The sequence below is a fragment of the Erythrobacter sp. F6033 genome (assembly GCF_023016005.1).
In the GTDB taxonomy this organism is placed as follows: domain Bacteria; phylum Pseudomonadota; class Alphaproteobacteria; order Sphingomonadales; family Sphingomonadaceae; genus Erythrobacter.
Genome location: NZ_JALKAZ010000001.1, coordinates 2,180,947 through 2,197,493 on the forward strand (window position 1 = coordinate 2,180,947; position 16,547 = coordinate 2,197,493).

The 16,547-nt window shown below is 56.7% G+C and carries 8 protein-coding genes; 4 read left to right on the plus strand and 4 right to left on the minus strand.

The window, feature by feature from the left end; genetic code table 11:
• The first annotated feature begins 64 nt into the window (after positions 1–64).
• Positions 65–550 (plus strand): type VI secretion protein, encoded by a 486-nt coding sequence (locus MWU39_RS10485; RefSeq protein ID WP_247159936.1) that lies wholly within the window; start codon positions 65–67, stop codon positions 548–550.
• 85 nt (positions 551–635) lie between these two features.
• Here MWU39_RS10485 and MWU39_RS10490 read toward each other — a convergent pair whose 3' ends face one another.
• The 4 genes from MWU39_RS10490 to MWU39_RS10505 form a co-directional block, all read right to left on the minus strand.
• The gene (locus tag MWU39_RS10490) at positions 636–2,630 is read right to left on the minus strand and encodes a prolyl oligopeptidase family serine peptidase (RefSeq protein WP_247159937.1); all 1,995 of its coding nucleotides are present in this window, start codon (positions 2,628–2,630) and stop codon (positions 636–638) included.
• A gap of 153 nt (positions 2,631–2,783) precedes the next feature.
• Positions 2,784–6,209: a TonB-dependent receptor gene (locus tag MWU39_RS10495; protein WP_247159938.1), complete on the minus strand. Its 3,426-nt coding sequence runs from the start codon at positions 6,207–6,209 to the stop codon at positions 2,784–2,786.
• Between the two features lie 341 nt (positions 6,210–6,550).
• A complete protein-coding gene (gene clpB, locus MWU39_RS10500; protein WP_247159939.1) occupies positions 6,551–9,130 on the minus strand; it encodes an ATP-dependent chaperone ClpB in 2,580 nt (859 codons plus the stop codon).
• A gap of 157 nt (positions 9,131–9,287) precedes the next feature.
• Entirely contained in the window at positions 9,288–10,733 is a 1,446-nt protein-coding gene (locus MWU39_RS10505) for an ATP-binding protein (RefSeq protein ID WP_247159940.1), read from the minus strand.
• A 112-nt stretch (positions 10,734–10,845) separates the two neighbouring features.
• On the opposite strand from MWU39_RS10505, the gene MWU39_RS10510 reads away from it, so the two are divergent.
• From MWU39_RS10510 to MWU39_RS10520, 3 genes are all read left to right on the plus strand, one after another.
• Complete coding sequence (locus MWU39_RS10510) at positions 10,846–13,080, plus strand: acylase (protein WP_247159941.1); 2,235 nt, start codon at positions 10,846–10,848, stop codon at positions 13,078–13,080.
• Positions 13,081–13,149: 69 nt separating this feature from the next.
• A complete protein-coding gene (locus MWU39_RS10515) occupies positions 13,150–16,011 on the plus strand; it encodes a pitrilysin family protein (RefSeq protein WP_247159942.1) in 2,862 nt (953 codons plus the stop codon).
• Positions 16,012–16,244: 233 nt separating this feature from the next.
• Entirely contained in the window at positions 16,245–16,547 is a 303-nt protein-coding gene (locus tag MWU39_RS10520; protein WP_247159943.1) for a hypothetical protein, read from the plus strand.

Genomic DNA, 16,547 nt, shown 5'->3' on the forward strand with positions numbered 1-16,547 from the left:
GATGCAAAATTCGTCGGTTGGTCAAGCCAGAGGGCTGAGAATAGGTCTAAGTCTAGCAGCAGCGATGTTCGCATCGAGCGCTGCCGCACAATCAGAGGATACCGCTTCTGACGGTGCAAATCTGGATGGCCTGAAAGTGTGTCAGAAGATTGCTGACAATGCAGAGCGTCTCGCGTGTTTCGACAATGCGGTAGGCCAAATTGTCACGGCGACCGAGACAGGCGAGCTTACGGTCATAAACAAGGAAGATGCCAAGAAAACTCGCCGCAGCCTGTTTGGCTTCGCGCTCCCGGATATTGGCATTTTCGGCGGCGGTGACGATGAAGAGGACGAATTGTTCGAGACCACAATCACGAGCGCTCGCTATCTCTCCGGGAAGAAAATCCGGTTCACCACGGCTGAGGGCGCAGTTTGGGAGATGAAGAACGTCCCGCGCCGGCTCCAACAAATCAAGTCCGGCGATAAAGCGGTCTTCAAGCAAGCGTCGATGGGCACATTTTTTGTGCGGATTAACGGCCAGCTTGGAGTTCGGGGGAAACGCGTCGAATAAGGCGCTGAACCCCAATCAATGGAAAAGGCCCGCCCTGCTATGCGCAGAGCGGGCCATTTTTCTAAGCAACTTCTTTATCGAGTGATCAGAGCCCGCCTGGGCCGCAATCGTTCGCAAGGAAATCAAGGATCTTGGTCATGATCTGCTGCTGGTGAGTGTACATGTGCGTGTTGTAGAAGTGATCCGCACCTTCGATGGTCACAAACTGACCATCCTTGCCTGCAGCTTCAAATGCCTTCTTATAGTCTTTGAAGTGGTAATACATCACGCGGCGATCCTGTTCAGGATGCATCATCAGCAACGGAATGTTGACCTTTGACACCTCGTTGATCGGATTGACACCGATCATCCCGCGACGTTTAGACCACGCGTCAAGCGCTTTAAGCGATGTATCGCGGCGGCCCATATACTGCTTTTCGGCATCGGCAACCGCTGCACCCGCAATGGCACATTGATACAGCTGCGGATCGCGTGAAAGCGTGTAAAGCGCGGCCTGACCGCCATACGACCAGCCAAAGAACGCAACACGGTCAGGATCGACCAGACCCTGCTCGATGAGGTGCAAAACGCCATCATCTTTATCGTCCTGCATCCGGCCACCGTGTTCGCCATAGCCGGCGTCAAAGTGCTTTTGACCCCAACCTGTCGAAATGCGGTTTTCAGGATGGAATACCATGTAGCCCGCATTCGCAAGCATTTGGCCCCATTCGTCATAGCTGACCCGACCGTTTACGTGCGGTCCGCCATTGTGCTGAACCACTAGAGGGAACGGACCTTTGCCCTTTGGTACTGTGATATAGCCAGGAATTTCCAAGCCATCGCGTGCTTTGTAACGGATGTACTTAACTTCCGAGAGCTGTTCCGGGTTGATCAGCGGATTACGGCTGCCAAGTTTTGCCAGCTTGCCGTCTTTGACCAGCCAGAATGAACCCGGATCTTTTGGACCGCGGTTCTGGACAACCATCGTCCGGCCATCGAGAGAACGGCTGGAAATGCCGATATCATGGGCATACGGAATTTGCTTCTCAAGCGCTTCGTGAAGTGCCTTCTCGTCTTCGTCGAACCAATGGCGTTCGCCCTTTGCACCGGAGTAACGCGCCGCGACGAGCTTGTCGTTGCCCGGGATCGAGTGCGTTTGAATACGGGTAACGTCGGCGTCTTCAGCCTGGAAGATCTTCTCACCGACAGTGCCGTTGTTGAAGTCAAAGTGGTAAAGCGCCGCTTTGTCTTCGCCATCGCGGTTGTCGATGAAATAGCCTTTGTTTGGGTCGTTCGGATCCAGACCGGCAAGACCGTGGAAACCGCCAAGGATCCGGTACAGGTTACCCTGCTCGTTCATGTCGGTTTCCTGGAACTTCGTCCAAGAACCGTCACCCGGCTTGCGGTAATATTCCTTCAGCATTCCGTCGCCGCGATCGAGGACCGAGGTATAACGAGGATTGCCCTCATTATCCCAGAGCTGGACCTGAGGAAACTTGCTATTGCCTTTCAGAACAAGGGATTTGCTGCCCTTTTTCAGATCGAACTTGTAATATGCACGTGGGCGAAACGCTGCGAACGGATCAACGCCGCTCGTATCCGGAATCGCGTTGCCTGTTCCGATCAAGACCTTGTCAGGATCGGTTGGCAGTGTGTTGACGATGCTGAAATCGCCCTCAACCTTATTGATCTTGTTAGAGATCGGATTGTACGAAAACGCGAGGTAATCGCGAATGTCCTGCTCAGGACGCTTCACTTGGTCGCGGCGAACCTGCCACGCAGTGCCGAAGATGAACTCGTTGCTGACCCAACGTGCGCCGATGATTTCCATCGGGTCCGCGTTGATCGTGCGGAATGGTTTCGTCAGATCATCGGTTTTAAAGACCTGCAGAAGATACTCGCCGTCGCGGCTTGGGTTGATGTGCACCAACACGTGCTTCCCATCGGGCGAGACTTGCACGGCGTTTACAACATCGCGCAACGCCCAGACGTCGATCGGCACGCTGGCTTGCGCTTGTGTCTCGCTGGGGGCGGAGACGCTGAGACCTAACGCCGATACGCCGACCATTGCGGCCATCAAGGGTGCTTTTAAAAGCTTCATGGTTTGAACTCTTCCAGTTTGAAAAGAATGGATGTTCTTCATGAGTCGCCTGGCCTCCCGTCCAGCGCCTCGAACATATGCAGTAAAACAAAAAAGCGGCCCCTCGGCAAGTGCGAGGGGCCGCTCTTTTTCGTTAAATTCGCAGGCTATGCCTTAGAATTCGAAACGGATCGAACCGAAGAACTCGCGTCCGTCGTAATCGTAGCCGTTACCAATCGCGGTGTTGGCAATCGCAAGCACTTCGCCGCCATCAACCTGTGGTGGTGATGTGTCGAAGATGTTGTCGACGCCGAGGATAACGGTGAAGTTATCAGCACGGTAGCGCAGCGATGCTGTGTGGTAGAAGATTTCGTCAGCGAAACCTACGTCACGACAGAATACACCGTCACCTACAACGATGCCATCAGGGTTGCCAGCGGCATCACGCGAACCACCGCCGAGGCAGGTGTTGCCGACGAAGCCGGTTGCTGTGCCGTCAGGACCGAAGCCGAATGCATCCGAGAATGCATCGATACCATCAACATCTTGCTCAACAGCGCCGGTGTAACGGGTCTGCCAAGTGAAACGCAGATCGTCGATGTCAGCTGTGAACGTGGCCGTACCGGTCCAACGTGGAAGGCTGAATTCACCGGCATCATCATCAAATGTTGGCGAACCATCATCGTTGATGAAGAGCGTGCTGCGCTCGATCAGGTGGTTAGCGCGGACGTTAACACCTAGGTCAACGCTTGTCCCGCCGATCATGACTTCCTTGCCGAAAGTGGCGTTGAAATCGAGACCGCGAACGTTTTCTTCGTTCAGGTTGATGAACCCGGCAAATACGTCCGAGACCAGCTGCGTGCCAGTTGTAGAGACCGAAATACGATCACAGAACGGGCTGACGGTTCCATCGTCGCGGCCATAGCAGTCGTTCAGAATGAACTGACCGTTTGGCGAGATGATCGAATCTTCGAGTTTGATGTCGAAATAGTTGACACCGAAGCTCACGTCGAAATCGCTACCCCAGGTATCTTCATACGCCATACCCGCAGTGATCGAACGCGAAGTCTCAGGCTGAATGTCGAGGCTACCACCACGAGCGATTTCAACACTGGCGTTCTGCACCGGAGGAAGCGAGCCGCCGCCAGCTGGATCGTCTTGCAGACCAGCCGAAGTTGGATCACGGCCTTCGCGGACGCAGTTTGCAAGGATGAAGTCTTCACGATCATCCTGTGTCGCATCATACGTACCAGTCGTATCATCAAAGGCATCATCCGGAACCGCGCACGGGTCAAACAGGGTGTTAAAGCCGGTTTGCGAACCGAGGAAGTTCTCACGAAGGTTCGGCGCACGGAACGAAGTACCGTAGCTAAACTTCACAAGCAGTTCCGAAACCGGACGCCAACCACCTTTGATCGCGTAGGTGAAGTTCGTACCGTAGAACTGCTCGTTGGTCACACGACCCGAGAGGTTCACGTTGAGCTCTTCCACCAGCGGCTTACCAGCCATCAATGGAATGTCGACTTCACCGAATGCTTCAAAGATACGCTTCGAACCAACAGCACCGCTATCGGCGAAGAAACCGAAGAAGAGGCCGTTAGAAGCAACCGAGTTGGCTTGCGAGTTGATCCGGTCGAAACGATATTCAACACCGACCACTGCACCGACTGGTCCAGCAGGAAGTTCAAACAGGTCACCGGTCGCAAACGCGTTCAACGTGACTTGCTCATACGTAGTGAGGAACGAACGGTCGCCGAACACGTAATCGCGCTCTGCTGCCGTTTCGAAATCACCAAGGCCAACCGCAAGAACGCTTGGCGCGAACAGGTTTACCGGAACACAGCCCTGAGTCAGATCGGAAAGAGCCGCATCCGGGTTTGCCAGTGCCGAAGCGTCGCATGGTGTGATCGACGCTGGATCACCTACGATGCCAGCGATCAGACCGGTACCGAATGCCTGACCCGAAATGTAGTCATCAGCAATGCCATCGCCGTTGTTGTCGAAGATGCCGTCGCCATCGAAATCCTGGGTAGGATCGATGCCGAGTGCAAAAGCGAGCTTGTCTTCACGGATACCGCGAACATTCGAAGTACCTTCGGCACGCGAGTAAACGCCCGCTACATCGAAGGTCCAGCTTGAGCCAATGAACGGCAGATCGCCGCGAACACCGAGAACGCCGCGATATTGTTCTTGAACAACATCGGTGTTGTTACGGTCACCTTGGATCGCAAAGACTGGGCGAACCGCGATCGGACCAAGCGCACTACGGGCTGAGCCTGGCAGCGCAGCTCCCGTATCCGCACGGCAATCAACGCCGGTAACAGCAGTGTTACATGGGTTGAATGCGTTATCATCCGGAACAAACGGGAAGATCTGAGCGAAGAATTCATTATCCGCCGAGATTTCAGCACGTGAGTAGAGCGCTTCGAAGTAAGGCGTAATGTTCGCCTCACCCGGGAACGTGTACTCACCATAAGCCATGATGTTGTACAGGTTCTGCTCACTGAGGAAGATCTGCTCGGGGTTGATGCCGTTCAGGTTCTGCTCGTTGAGGAAGTCAACGTCTTGAATTCCATCACCGTCGCCATCGATTGGCGAACCACCGAAGAACGATTCGTTGAAGTTTGGAATACCGCTGTTGCTGGGGCCTTCGGTGAAGTACACCGAGCCAACGCTAGTGAACGGGATAATGATCCGGCCGTTAAAGCCGTTTTGCGCACATTCACTGGTCGAGGTGGTGATCGTACCACCCGAGTCAGCAAGAGCGTTTGCCTGGTTATCGATACCAAGACGACGGATTTCACCGTCCTGCGTGATTTCCAGCTGAGTATTACAACCCTGGAAGAAGTCACGATCGCTCAGACGGATCGCGTCACGGTGATCGTATTCTGCACCGATGCCGAAGAAGGCACGGTCAGTGTTGAAGCCCCAAGCGGCGCTGACGGAGTAGTCTTCGCCGGAGCCCTGAGGGTTGATTTCGCCGCGACCGAACAGCTCGAGGCCGTCGAAGTCTTTACGGAGGATCACGTTACCAACACCGGCAACAGCATCCGAACCGTAAACCGAAGACGCACCGTCAAGCAGCAGGTCGTAACGGTCGATCAAAGACCCTGGAAGCAGGTTCAACGATGGAACAGTTGGAGCACCTTCAACACCAGCAGGTGCGAGACGGCGACCATTGATCATCAAGAGGGTACGGTCAGCACCGAGACCACGAAGGTTCAGCGTTACCGAACCCGGACCGTTGTCGAGAACGAAACCCTGGAAGGTCGCATCAATCTGCTGACCAGAGGCGCTCTCGGAACGCTGAAGGATTTGCGAAGGATCGAAAAGACCGGCTTCTTGCGATTGCTCGGTGGTAAGAACCTGAAGCGGCGAAATCGAGCTGTATGTATCGCGAACAATACGCGAACCGGTAACCGTGATACGGCCCTGGTCCTGCGCTTCTGGTTCGTCAGACGTTACGTCGACTTGCTCTTCTTCATCTTCGGCCTGATCCTGGCCTTCGTCCTGCGCGTAAGCCGGACCTGCGACGACAAAAGCGAGGGCCGAAGCCGAAAACGCCAATGCCTTCACGGAATTGCTGTGAAACTTTTTCATGATAACTCCAGTTGCGACAACTGGAACTTTGCTTTGCGGACCAAACACATTTCGCGAATCACATCTTACCCAAACGTGACGTGCGAATCCCCTGCTCGCGCCGCAACAAAGCCCCTGCGGTGGTGGAGGTGTGCAATAGTGACTGTTTGATGTCAAAGCGGGTGCCGCGCGTTCACAACTTTTAAACCCTGTGTTGCGTTAATCCCACAGACAGAATTCGCTCTCGTAATTTTTTGTGATTATGACTTTGCGATAAATACAAAAGAGGGCGGGCCGCACGAAACAATCCACCCTCTATGCATTTATGCCAAATTCGCGAAAGCAAGTTGCTGAGCCGCGACTCACTCGACTGGCGTCATCATCAGCTCTCCATCGCCCTCATCAACGTTCAGAGTCGTGCCGTCTGGAACACTGCCTTCGAGCAGCATCTCAGCCAGCGGGTCCTGCAGATAGCGCTGAACAGCTCGCTTAAGCGGTCTTGCGCCATAAACCGGATCGTATCCGACCCGGCCAAGCCATCTGAGCGCAGCATCGGTCAGGTTGAGCGTGATCTTGCGATCACTAAGCAGTTTTTGCACCCGCTTGACCTGAATTGCGACGATCGGGGCCATGTGTTCCATCGCCAGGCGGTGGAACAGAATAATCTCGTCCAGACGGTTCAGGAATTCTGGGCGGAAATGTCCGCGCACCACATCCATCACCTGATCCTCGACATCGGCGACCTTTTGATCATCACCAAGATTGGAGAGGAACTGACTGCCGAGGTTTGATGTCAGAATGATCAGCGTGTTCGAGAAATCGACCACGCGCCCTTGCCCATCTGTCAAACGGCCATCATCGAGCACCTGCAGCAATACGTTGAACACATCGGTGTGTGCTTTTTCGACCTCGTCGAACAGCACCACTTGATATGGACGCCGGCGCACGCTTTCTGTCAGCACCCCGCCCTCATCATAGCCGACATAGCCCGGAGGCGCGCCGATGAGACGGGCAACGGAATGCTTCTCCATAAACTCGCTCATGTCGATCCGCACCATCGCGCTGTCGTCGTCAAACAGGAATCCAGCGAGCGCTTTGGTCAATTCGGTTTTGCCGACGCCGGTCGGGCCAAGGAACAGGAAACTGCCAAGCGGGCGCCCGGGATCTTGCAAACCGGCCCGCGCACGGCGGACAGCTTTGGACACGGCGGTGATTGCATCGCTTTGGCCGATCACACGCTTGCCCAGGATGTTCTCCATATCGAGCAGCTTCTCGCGCTCGCCTTCCATCATCCGTTCCATCGGGATGCCGGTCCAGCGGGCGACAACACTGGCGATGTCTTCCTCGGTCACTTCTTCGCGCAGCAGCGCGTCATCGGAAAGCTCCTCAGCCGCTTCCAGCCGCTTTTCGAGATCGGGGATCGTGCCGTAAGACAGCTCGCCCGCTTTCGCGAGATCGCCTTCACGCTGCGCCTGCTCCAGTTCGAGGCGCGCGTGATCCAGATCTTCCTTGATTTTGCCTTCAGCTTCGATCTTGTCGCGCTCATTCTGCCAGCGGGTCGTAAGCTCGGATGATTCCTGCTCAAGATTGGCAAGCTCTTCGCGTAGAGCTTTCAAACGGTCGCGCGATCCGGCGTCGTCTTCTTTTTCAAGCGCGGATTCTTCGATCTTTAGCTGGATGATCCGGCGATCGAGTTCGTCGATTTCCTCCGGCTTGGATTCAACCTCCATCCGGATGCGCGAAGCAGCCTCGTCCATCAGATCGATGGCTTTGTCTGGCAGGAAGCGATTTTGAATGTAACGATCAGACAGCTTCGCCGCCGCGACAATCGAACCATCGGTGATGCGCACGCCGTGGTGCAGCTCATATTTGTCTTTGATGCCGCGCAGAATACTGATCGTATCCTCTACACTCGGCTCTTCGATATAGACGGGTTGGAACCGCCGCTGAAGCGCTGGGTCTTTCTCGACATATTTCTGGTACTCATCGAGCGTTGTTGCACCGATACAGTGCAGCTCACCACGCGATAGAGCCGGTTTCAGCAGGTTGGATGCATCCATTGAGCCTTCCGATGCGCCCGCCCCGATCAGAGTGTGCATCTCATCAATGAACAGGATGATCTGACCGTCCGCGCCCTTCACTTCATCAAGCACGCTCTTCAACCGTTCTTCAAACTCGCCGCGATATTTCGCGCCTGCAATGAGCGAACCCATGTCGAGGCTCATCAATGTGCGGCCTTTGAGACTGTCCGGCACATCGCCATTGGCAATTCGCAGCGCCAGCCCTTCTGCAATCGCGGTTTTACCCGTACCCGGTTCGCCGATCATCGCAGGGTTGTTCTTGGTCCGGCGGGCGAGGATCTGGATCGCGCGGCGGATTTCCTCGTCGCGGCCGATCACCGGATCAAGCTTACCGTCCCGTGCCGCCTGCGTCAGATCACGCGCGAATTTCTCCATCGCGTCATAATTGGCTTCCGCATTGGCGCTGTCTGCCTTTTTGCCGCCTCGCAATTGATCGATCGCGGAATTGAGGCTCTGCGGCGTAACGCTTGCCGCCTTCATCGCCTCGCCAGTCGCGCCGGGCGCGAGCGCCAAAGCGACGAGCAGCATCTCAACCGTCACATAAGAGTCACCGGCTTTCTCGGCGATCTGCTCTGCCTGATCGAGCGCGCGGACTGCATCATTGTCGAGGCCCGGTGTCTGCTGCGCCCCTCCACCGGTAACGGCGGGCACCTTCGCCAAACCCGCATCAACGGCGCTAACCGCCAATGCCGCTTCGCCGCCAGCGCGCTGGATCAATCCGGCGGCCATGCCTTCATCATCTTCAAGCAGCGCTTTAAGCAAGTGCAGCGGCGTAATGCGCTGGTGGTTCATCCGGATCGCGACAGTTTGCGCGCTTTGCAGGAAGCCTTTGGCGCGATCTGTGAACTTTTCGAGATTCATCAGATTGTTTCCCTCTATCTGTGTGCCCGCATTCCATCAATTGCAGGTGTGTTAGTCACATATAGGGGTAAGCCCGATTGTTGCGAGGGGGTAGCCCAAATTTGGTGCCATTTTAGCGGGAAACCTTGGCAATTCTGGCCGTCCAACTTAGAGCGAACTACTCCGCCGAAACGTCTTCCAGTCCGGGCACCATTATCGTGCGGGCACCGCCGAAATCCTCACGCACGACAACGACGCCTTGCTTTTCAAGATGATCGAGCAGCCGCCTGATCCGTCCGGGCGAGCTGGTGCCATAAGCGCGCGCCAGAGCATCCTCATCAACCTGCGTTTCACCGGCGTGGGCCGCGCTGGCAATCACCAGCCAGGGGGCCAGCAAGTCCTCTTCAACCTGACCAGCCAATTGCAGGATCCGCGCACGGACACCTTCATCCAGTTCATCAAGCCTTGCGCCTGCAATCGCAAAATCACGGCGGAACGCTTGCATGTCGGGCATCGGGCCGATGATCCGATCCCGCCTGCACCGCGCGAGGAAGGATTGATATTGCGAGCTGGAGGATTGGAACGCCGCATCAGCGGAAGCAGCCAGTTCCTTTATGATCGCAGCAATGCGGTCTTGAATGTCGGATTGCGGCATGGCGTCCGAACCGTCTGCAATGGCTTCTTCGGATTGCGCAATGCTTTGTGCAACCGCGTCTACCGGCGGGACTGGCGGCGGTGGGGGTGTCGGATTTGCTTGCGCAGCCTCGGCAGCCAAATCCTCGGTCAGCAAAGCTTCCATGGCAGCCGGCGCTTCTGACGGCATTGGCATCAATCCGCCCACATCGTCTTTTTTGCCTGATCTGACCGATCCGATTTTCACTGCAACCGGGCGGCGGCTGATCGCCGGACCTAGAGCCAGAAAATACCCGCGCTCCAGCTCACGGATACGTTCCGCCTGCCGCCGGTCCATACCAAGCAGATCGGCAGCGCGGACCATATCAATGTCCAGGAATGTCCGGCCCATCAGAAAGTTTGATGCTTCTGCCGCGACGTTCTTGGCCAGCTTCGCAAGGCGCTGGGTCGCGACGATCCCTGCCAAGCCGCGCTTGCGCCCGCGGCACATCAGGTTCGTCATAGCGCCAAGCGTCATCCGGCGCGTATCCTCTGCCATCTCACCCGCGACGGAGGGCGCAAACATCTGCGCCTCGTCAACAACGACCAGTGCGGGAAACCAGTGTTCGCGCGGCGCATCGAACAAAGCGGCAATAAACTGCGCCGCACAGCGTATTTGCTGCTCAACCTCAAGCCCTTCCAGCGCAAGAACCACGCTGGCGCGGTGTTCGCGAATGCGGCGCGCCAGCGCCTCGATCTCCGCTGGCGAATAAGCTGCAGCATCAATCACGATATGACCGAACTCATCGGCGAGCGAGGTAAAATCTCCCTCCGGGTCAATCACCACCTGCTGGACCATTTGCGAGCTCTCTTCGAGCAAGCGACGCAGCAAATGCGATTTACCGCTGCCCGAATTGCCCTGAACAAGCAGACGGGTCGCCAGCAATTCCTCGATATCGAACTGCACCGGGTTGCCGGTGGCTTCATGGCCAATGGTGATCTGCGCTTTCACATGATCTGCGTAGCGAGCCGACTCCGAAAAACGGAAGGGCTGATGAGTTTCTAATCCCCAGCCCTTCACCGATGTGCATTTGCGCGCTAGCCTGATCACCAGAGGAGAGTTTATGCGTACTTGGTTTGCACGGACCGGCTTTGCTGTTGCCGTATTGGTTTTGATCGTCGCGATCGTATTGATGACATGGGAACCGATTGCAGCGGGAAGCGGCAAGGCTCCGCCAGAACGCACCTATTCAGCCGAGATCATCCGTGATGAATTCGGCGTTCCCAAAATCTACGGAAAGACCGATGCCGATGTCGCTTTCGGTGTCGCAATGGCTCAGGCGGAGGATGACTTCTTCACATTGCAAGACGTGGTTGCGATGAGCCGCGGGCGTTACGGCGCGATTGCAGGCGAAGAAGGCGCGACCTTCGATTATGTCTATCACCTGCTCGATGCACGTGGCACGGCGGAGCGGGAATATCCTAAACTTCCAGAAGACAGCCGCGCATTGTTTGAAGCGTTTGCTGCGGGTCTCAACCAATATGCAGACGAGCATCCTGACGAGGTCAAACTCACCAATCTCTTCCCGGTAAACGGAGAAGATGTGGCGGCAGGCTTCGTCCTGCGCCAGCCGTTCTTTTATGGCCTCGCCAACGTTGTCGGACCACTGGTTGCGGGTGATGATCTGCGCAGGGAATTCGGCCCGGACATTCCCGGCTTCCCTCGCGATGGCTCTGCGCCGGCCAAGGAAGCGGGTACAGAAGATATGGCAATGAAGGGCGTCCACCCGCTGCCTTGGGGTGATGATGCGGGCATGCTCGGTTCCAACGCTTGGGCCGTATCGCCGGAAAAATCGGGCGGACCGACCACGCTCATTTCAAACTCGCACCAGCCGCTACGCGGCGGCGTGGCATGGTATGAGCTGACCGTTGAAAGCGAAGAAGGCTGGCACTTCACTGGAGCGAACTTCCCCGGATCGCCCTTCCCGTTTCTGGGCCATAACCGGCACCTAGGCTGGACCAACACGGTGAACCGCCCCGACATGGCCGATATTTACAAGCTGGAGATGAATGAAGCGGGCGATCAATATAGGCTCGATGGCGAGTGGCGCGATCTCGAAACGAAGACGGTGTTCCTGCCCGTGCGCATGGGTCCGTTGGTGCTGCCGATCCCTCGCAAGATTCACCGCAGCGTACACGGGCCGGTGATCGAAAACGATAACGGCTTTTTCGCGGTCCGCTATGGCGGGATGGACAGTGTCGATCAGCTCGACGCCTATTATCGCATCAACAAAGCGACCAATTTCGAAGAATGGCAGACGCAGATGGCCCGCATGGCGATCCCGTCGACCAACTTCATCTACGCAGATGAAGCGGGCAACATTGCCTATATCTACAACGCGGCGATCCCTGATCGTCCCGAAGATGTGAAGGCCAACTGGCGCAGCGTTCTCGATGGCAATCGCAGTGACCTGATCTGGGAAGGCGCGGTCAATTACGAGGAGTTGCCGAAGGTTATCAATCCATCCTCCGGCTGGCTCTATAACGCCAACAATGAGCCCTACACCGCCGCCGGAGCAGGCGATGACATTGATCCCGAAAGCATCTCGCCCATTCTCGGCGTAGAGCTGAAACAAACGAACCGCTCGCGCCGCGCTTACAAGCTGTTGTCAGAATCAAGCCTGCTTGACCGCGAAAATCTTGAGCGGATTAAATACGACATGGCTTACGAACGCGAAGGCTATGTCGCAGACATGTTCGACGGGCTTGAAGCGATGGAATTTCCGCCTCGCATGAAAGACACAGGCCAGTTTGAATTGGAGCGCGCCCGCGATCTGCTCCTCGAATGGGACTTCACCGCTGACAATGAAGGCCCAGCCGATGCGCTCGCGCTGCTGATGATCCGCGACTTTATGTCCGCCGAATATCAGAATAAAGGCGAAGCGCCCGATGTGAAAGAGCATCTGACCACAGCAGTCGAACATCTGATGGAGCATTTTGGCCGGATTGATCCGCCGATGGGCGACCTTCTCCGCCTGCGCCAGGGCGATGTCGATCTGCCGCTTGATGGCGGGTCCGATACTCTGCGCGCATCCACCACGTGGGAAGTGCACGATGACGGGCGTCTCAGCCTCGTTCATGGTGACAGCTTCATCCAGTGGGTTGAATGGACCGATGGCGAGCCTGTGTTCTCGCGCTCAATCCAGCCATTCGGCGCCGCAATCACGCGGCCTGAAAGTCCGCATCACACCGACCAGATGCAGCTGTTCGTCGATCACAAATTGAAGCCGGTCTATTTCTGGCGCGAAGACGTGATCGCTAACGCAAAACAGCGATACACTGTGAGCAACGGGGACTGATTTACCGTTGCAATACACGTTTCTAACACCCACGTTCAGGCCAATCTAAGTCTCAGGGGAGAGTACCTTATGTCCGTTCTAAAAGCAGGCACACGCCTTGCCACCACCAGTCTTGCCGCAATCGCGCTGGCGACCGTCGCACCGATCACGCCCGCATTGGCCGATGACCATGCAAGCGAACAGGCCGCGACCGGCGATCTGACCGATCTCGTCGCGCAGGTTGCGATTCCTTACGAAGAATTTGAACTCGAAAACGGCCTGACCGTGATCGTTCACGAAGACCGCAAAGCGCCCGTTGTCGGCGTCGCCGTCTGGTACAATGTCGGCTCCAAAGACGAACCGACCGGCAAAACCGGATTTGCCCACCTGTTCGAACACCTGATGTTCAACGGATCGGAAAACGCCCCTGCTGACTACTTCCAGTACCTGCAGGAAATGGGCGCGACCGATTACAACGGTACGACCAATTTCGACCGTACGAACTATTTCCAGACCGTGCCCCGCCCTGCGCTTGAACGCGCGCTATGGCTGGAAAGCGACCGCATGGGTTATCTGCTCGGCGCGGTGACACAGGAAAAGCTCGATAACCAGCGCGGCGTTGTCCAGAACGAGAAACGTCAGGGCGATAACCAGCCGGGCGGCCTCGTATTCTATGAAATCCTCGACAAGATGTTCCCCGAAGGCCACCCGTACGGCCACTCGGTCATCGGCTCGATGGCGGACCTCGACAGTGCGTCGATGGAAGATGTGCGTAACTGGTTCCGCGACAAATACGGCCCGAACAACGCGACCGTTGTTCTCGCCGGAGACATCTCGGCGGCGGAAGCCCGCCCGATGATGGAAAAGTGGTTTGGCCCGATCGCGCGCGGTCCGGTCAACAATCCGGCTCAAGCTGAAATTCCGGTTCTGCCTGAAAACATCCGCAGCGTGATGAAAGATCAGGTCGCAGCGACAACCGTGACTAAATACTGGCCGGTTCCGGGCATCACCAGTGACGAGCTGACCGCACTCAATATCGGCGCCAGCGTCTTTGGCGGTCTCGCATCCAGCCGTCTCGATGAAATCCTTGTGCGTGACGAGCAATTGGCCGTTGGCGTATCGGCTGGCAATTTCGACTTCCAGCGCGTCGGCATCCTGACTGTCAGCGCAACGCTCAAGCCGGGCGGTGATCTGGCTGAACTCGAAGCGCGTCTCGATCAGTTGATTGCAGAATATATCGCGGAAGGTCCGAACGAAGACGAAGTGCGCCGCGCGGCAACCAGCCGCCTTGCTGGCACTATTCGCGGTCTTGAACAGGTCGGCGGGTTCGGCGGCAAAGCGGTTACGCTTGCTCGCGGAGAAGTGCTTGCTGGCGATCCGGCGAACTACAAGAAGAACTTCGATGTTCTCGCCACGCTCACTCCGGCTGATGTGAAAGCCGCGATGCAGAACTGGATGACCCGTCCGTCCTTCACTCTGGTGCTTGAGCCGGGTGAGCGCGATGACAGCTACGAAGAAGCAGCCAGCGTCGAAACAGCGGAAGCAGCGGAAGACGCCGCCCCTGCTGACAACACGCTGACCGTTTCGGTAGAGCGCACTGCTCCTCCGATCGACACGCTTGCCACTCTCGACTTCCCCGATCTGCAGCGCACCACGCTCGCGAACGGAATGCAGATGACATATGCGCAGCGCGACGCTGTCCCTGCGACCTATGTCACCATGTCGTTCAATGCAGGCAGCGCGGCTGATCCAACCGATATGCGCGGTCTCGAAGACCTGACCATGTCGCTGTTCGACGAAGGCACCGCCGATATGTCGAGCCAAGAAATCGCCGAAGAGCGTGAGCGTCTAGGCCTGACTATCGGTACTGGCGGCGGCGCAGACCGTTCGACCTTCACTCTGTCGGCGCTGTCATCAAACCTGACACCGTCGCTTGAGCTGATGAGTTCGATCATCCGCAACCCTGCCTTCAACGAAGCCGATCTGGAGCGCGTGCGCACCCAGACCGTCACCGGCATCAGGCAGCAGCTTAAATCGCCGCAAGGCATTGCTCGCCGCGCAATCGGCCCGGAAATCTTTGGTAGCGATCACCCCTATGGTGAGAGCAGCAGCGTTGCGAGCGTCAGCTCGATCACACGCGATGATCTGTTCGGCTTCAAAGACAGCTGGATCCGTCCGGACAATGGCGAGGTTTTTGTGATCTCTGATCGTCCGATGGCCGAAGTTGCCAATGCTCTCAACGCTGTGTTTGGCGATTGGTCAGCACCTGAAGCTGCGAAAGGCACCAAATCCTTCGCAAGCACCGGACAAGCCACAGCGGGCAATCGCATCATCCTGATCAACCGCCCGAACTCGCCGCAAAGCGTAATCGTCGGCGCGCAGCTGACCGGTCTGGATGCGAGCGATGAGAACTACATCGACTTCACCAACGCCAACAATTCGCTTGGCGGAAACTTCCTCGCGCGGCTCAATATGAACCTGCGCGAGACGAAGGGTTGGAGCTATGGCGTTCGCGGCGGGCCTCAAGCTCAGGAAAACGCGGTTGTCTATGCGATTTCGGGCGGGGTCCAGCAGGACCAAACCGGCCCCAGCGTCGCCGAGATGATCCGTGAAACGAAAGAGTTCCTGAGCACCAATGGCGTTACGCCAGAAGAACTGGAGCGCAATGTCGCCGCCGAAGTCGGCGAATTGCCTGGACGTTTCGAAACCTCGCCAGCTGTCTTGGGCGCGATGCGCAGCAATGCGCTCTACAACCGCCCGGACGATTATTACGAAACGCTGGTTGAGAAGTATCAGTCGCAGACTGCGGAAAGCCTCGATGCGGCAGCGCGCGAAGCGCTCGACGTTGAAAACTTCGTCTGGGTTGTCGTTGGCGATGCTGCCCAAGTGCAAGGTCAGCTCGAAGAGCTAGGCCTACCTCTGGAAGTGCGCGAACTGCCTACCGAAGAGTGACGTTACGGCCCGCAGGGCTTTGAATAGAAACGAAGGGCGGAGGGCTGCGAAAGCAACCTCCGCCCTTTGTTTTGCGCCCTTCAATTAGGCCGGAATCCGGTTGAACGGCACTGACACACGTGTAAACAACTCTACTTGAGTTTTGGGTCTCTGACCCGCCACGCTCGAACACCCTCAGACCCGATGGGTCAAACAGGGCCGATCAAACGGCCTGACACGCAAGGAGAAACACGATGTCACTTTCCGGTTCTTACAGCACCACAGTTAAAAGCCCGATGGGCGACCAAGCTGGCACTTTCACCGTTGTTGACAACGGCGACGGCACATTCAGCGGCAATATGGCCGGCGGAATGGGTTCGATGGATGTCGAAGACGGCAAGGTTGATGGCAACACCCTCACCTGGAAAATGAACATGACTGTTCCGATGCCGATGACGCTGGATTGCGAAGCAACCATTGAAGGCGACACGCTCGCCGGTAACGTGAACGCAGGCGCATTTGGTGCGATGCCGGTAACCGGCACGAAAACCGCTTAA

Excerpts from the sequence above, each read along its gene's own strand:
- MWU39_RS10485 (WP_247159936.1), top strand. The coding sequence starts at position 65 with ATGTTCGCATCGAGCGCTGCCGCACAATCAGAGGATACCGCTTCTGAC.
- MWU39_RS10490 (WP_247159937.1), bottom strand. The coding sequence starts at position 2,630 with ATGAAGCTTTTAAAAGCACCCTTGATGGCCGCAATGGTCGGCGTATCG.
- MWU39_RS10495 (WP_247159938.1), bottom strand. The coding sequence starts at position 6,209 with ATGAAAAAGTTTCACAGCAATTCCGTGAAGGCATTGGCGTTTTCGGCT.
- clpB (WP_247159939.1), bottom strand. The coding sequence starts at position 9,130 with ATGAATCTCGAAAAGTTCACAGATCGCGCCAAAGGCTTCCTGCAAAGC.
- MWU39_RS10510 (WP_247159941.1), top strand. The coding sequence starts at position 10,846 with ATGCGTACTTGGTTTGCACGGACCGGCTTTGCTGTTGCCGTATTGGTT.
- MWU39_RS10515 (WP_247159942.1), top strand. The coding sequence starts at position 13,150 with ATGTCCGTTCTAAAAGCAGGCACACGCCTTGCCACCACCAGTCTTGCC.
- MWU39_RS10520 (WP_247159943.1), top strand. The coding sequence starts at position 16,245 with ATGTCACTTTCCGGTTCTTACAGCACCACAGTTAAAAGCCCGATGGGC.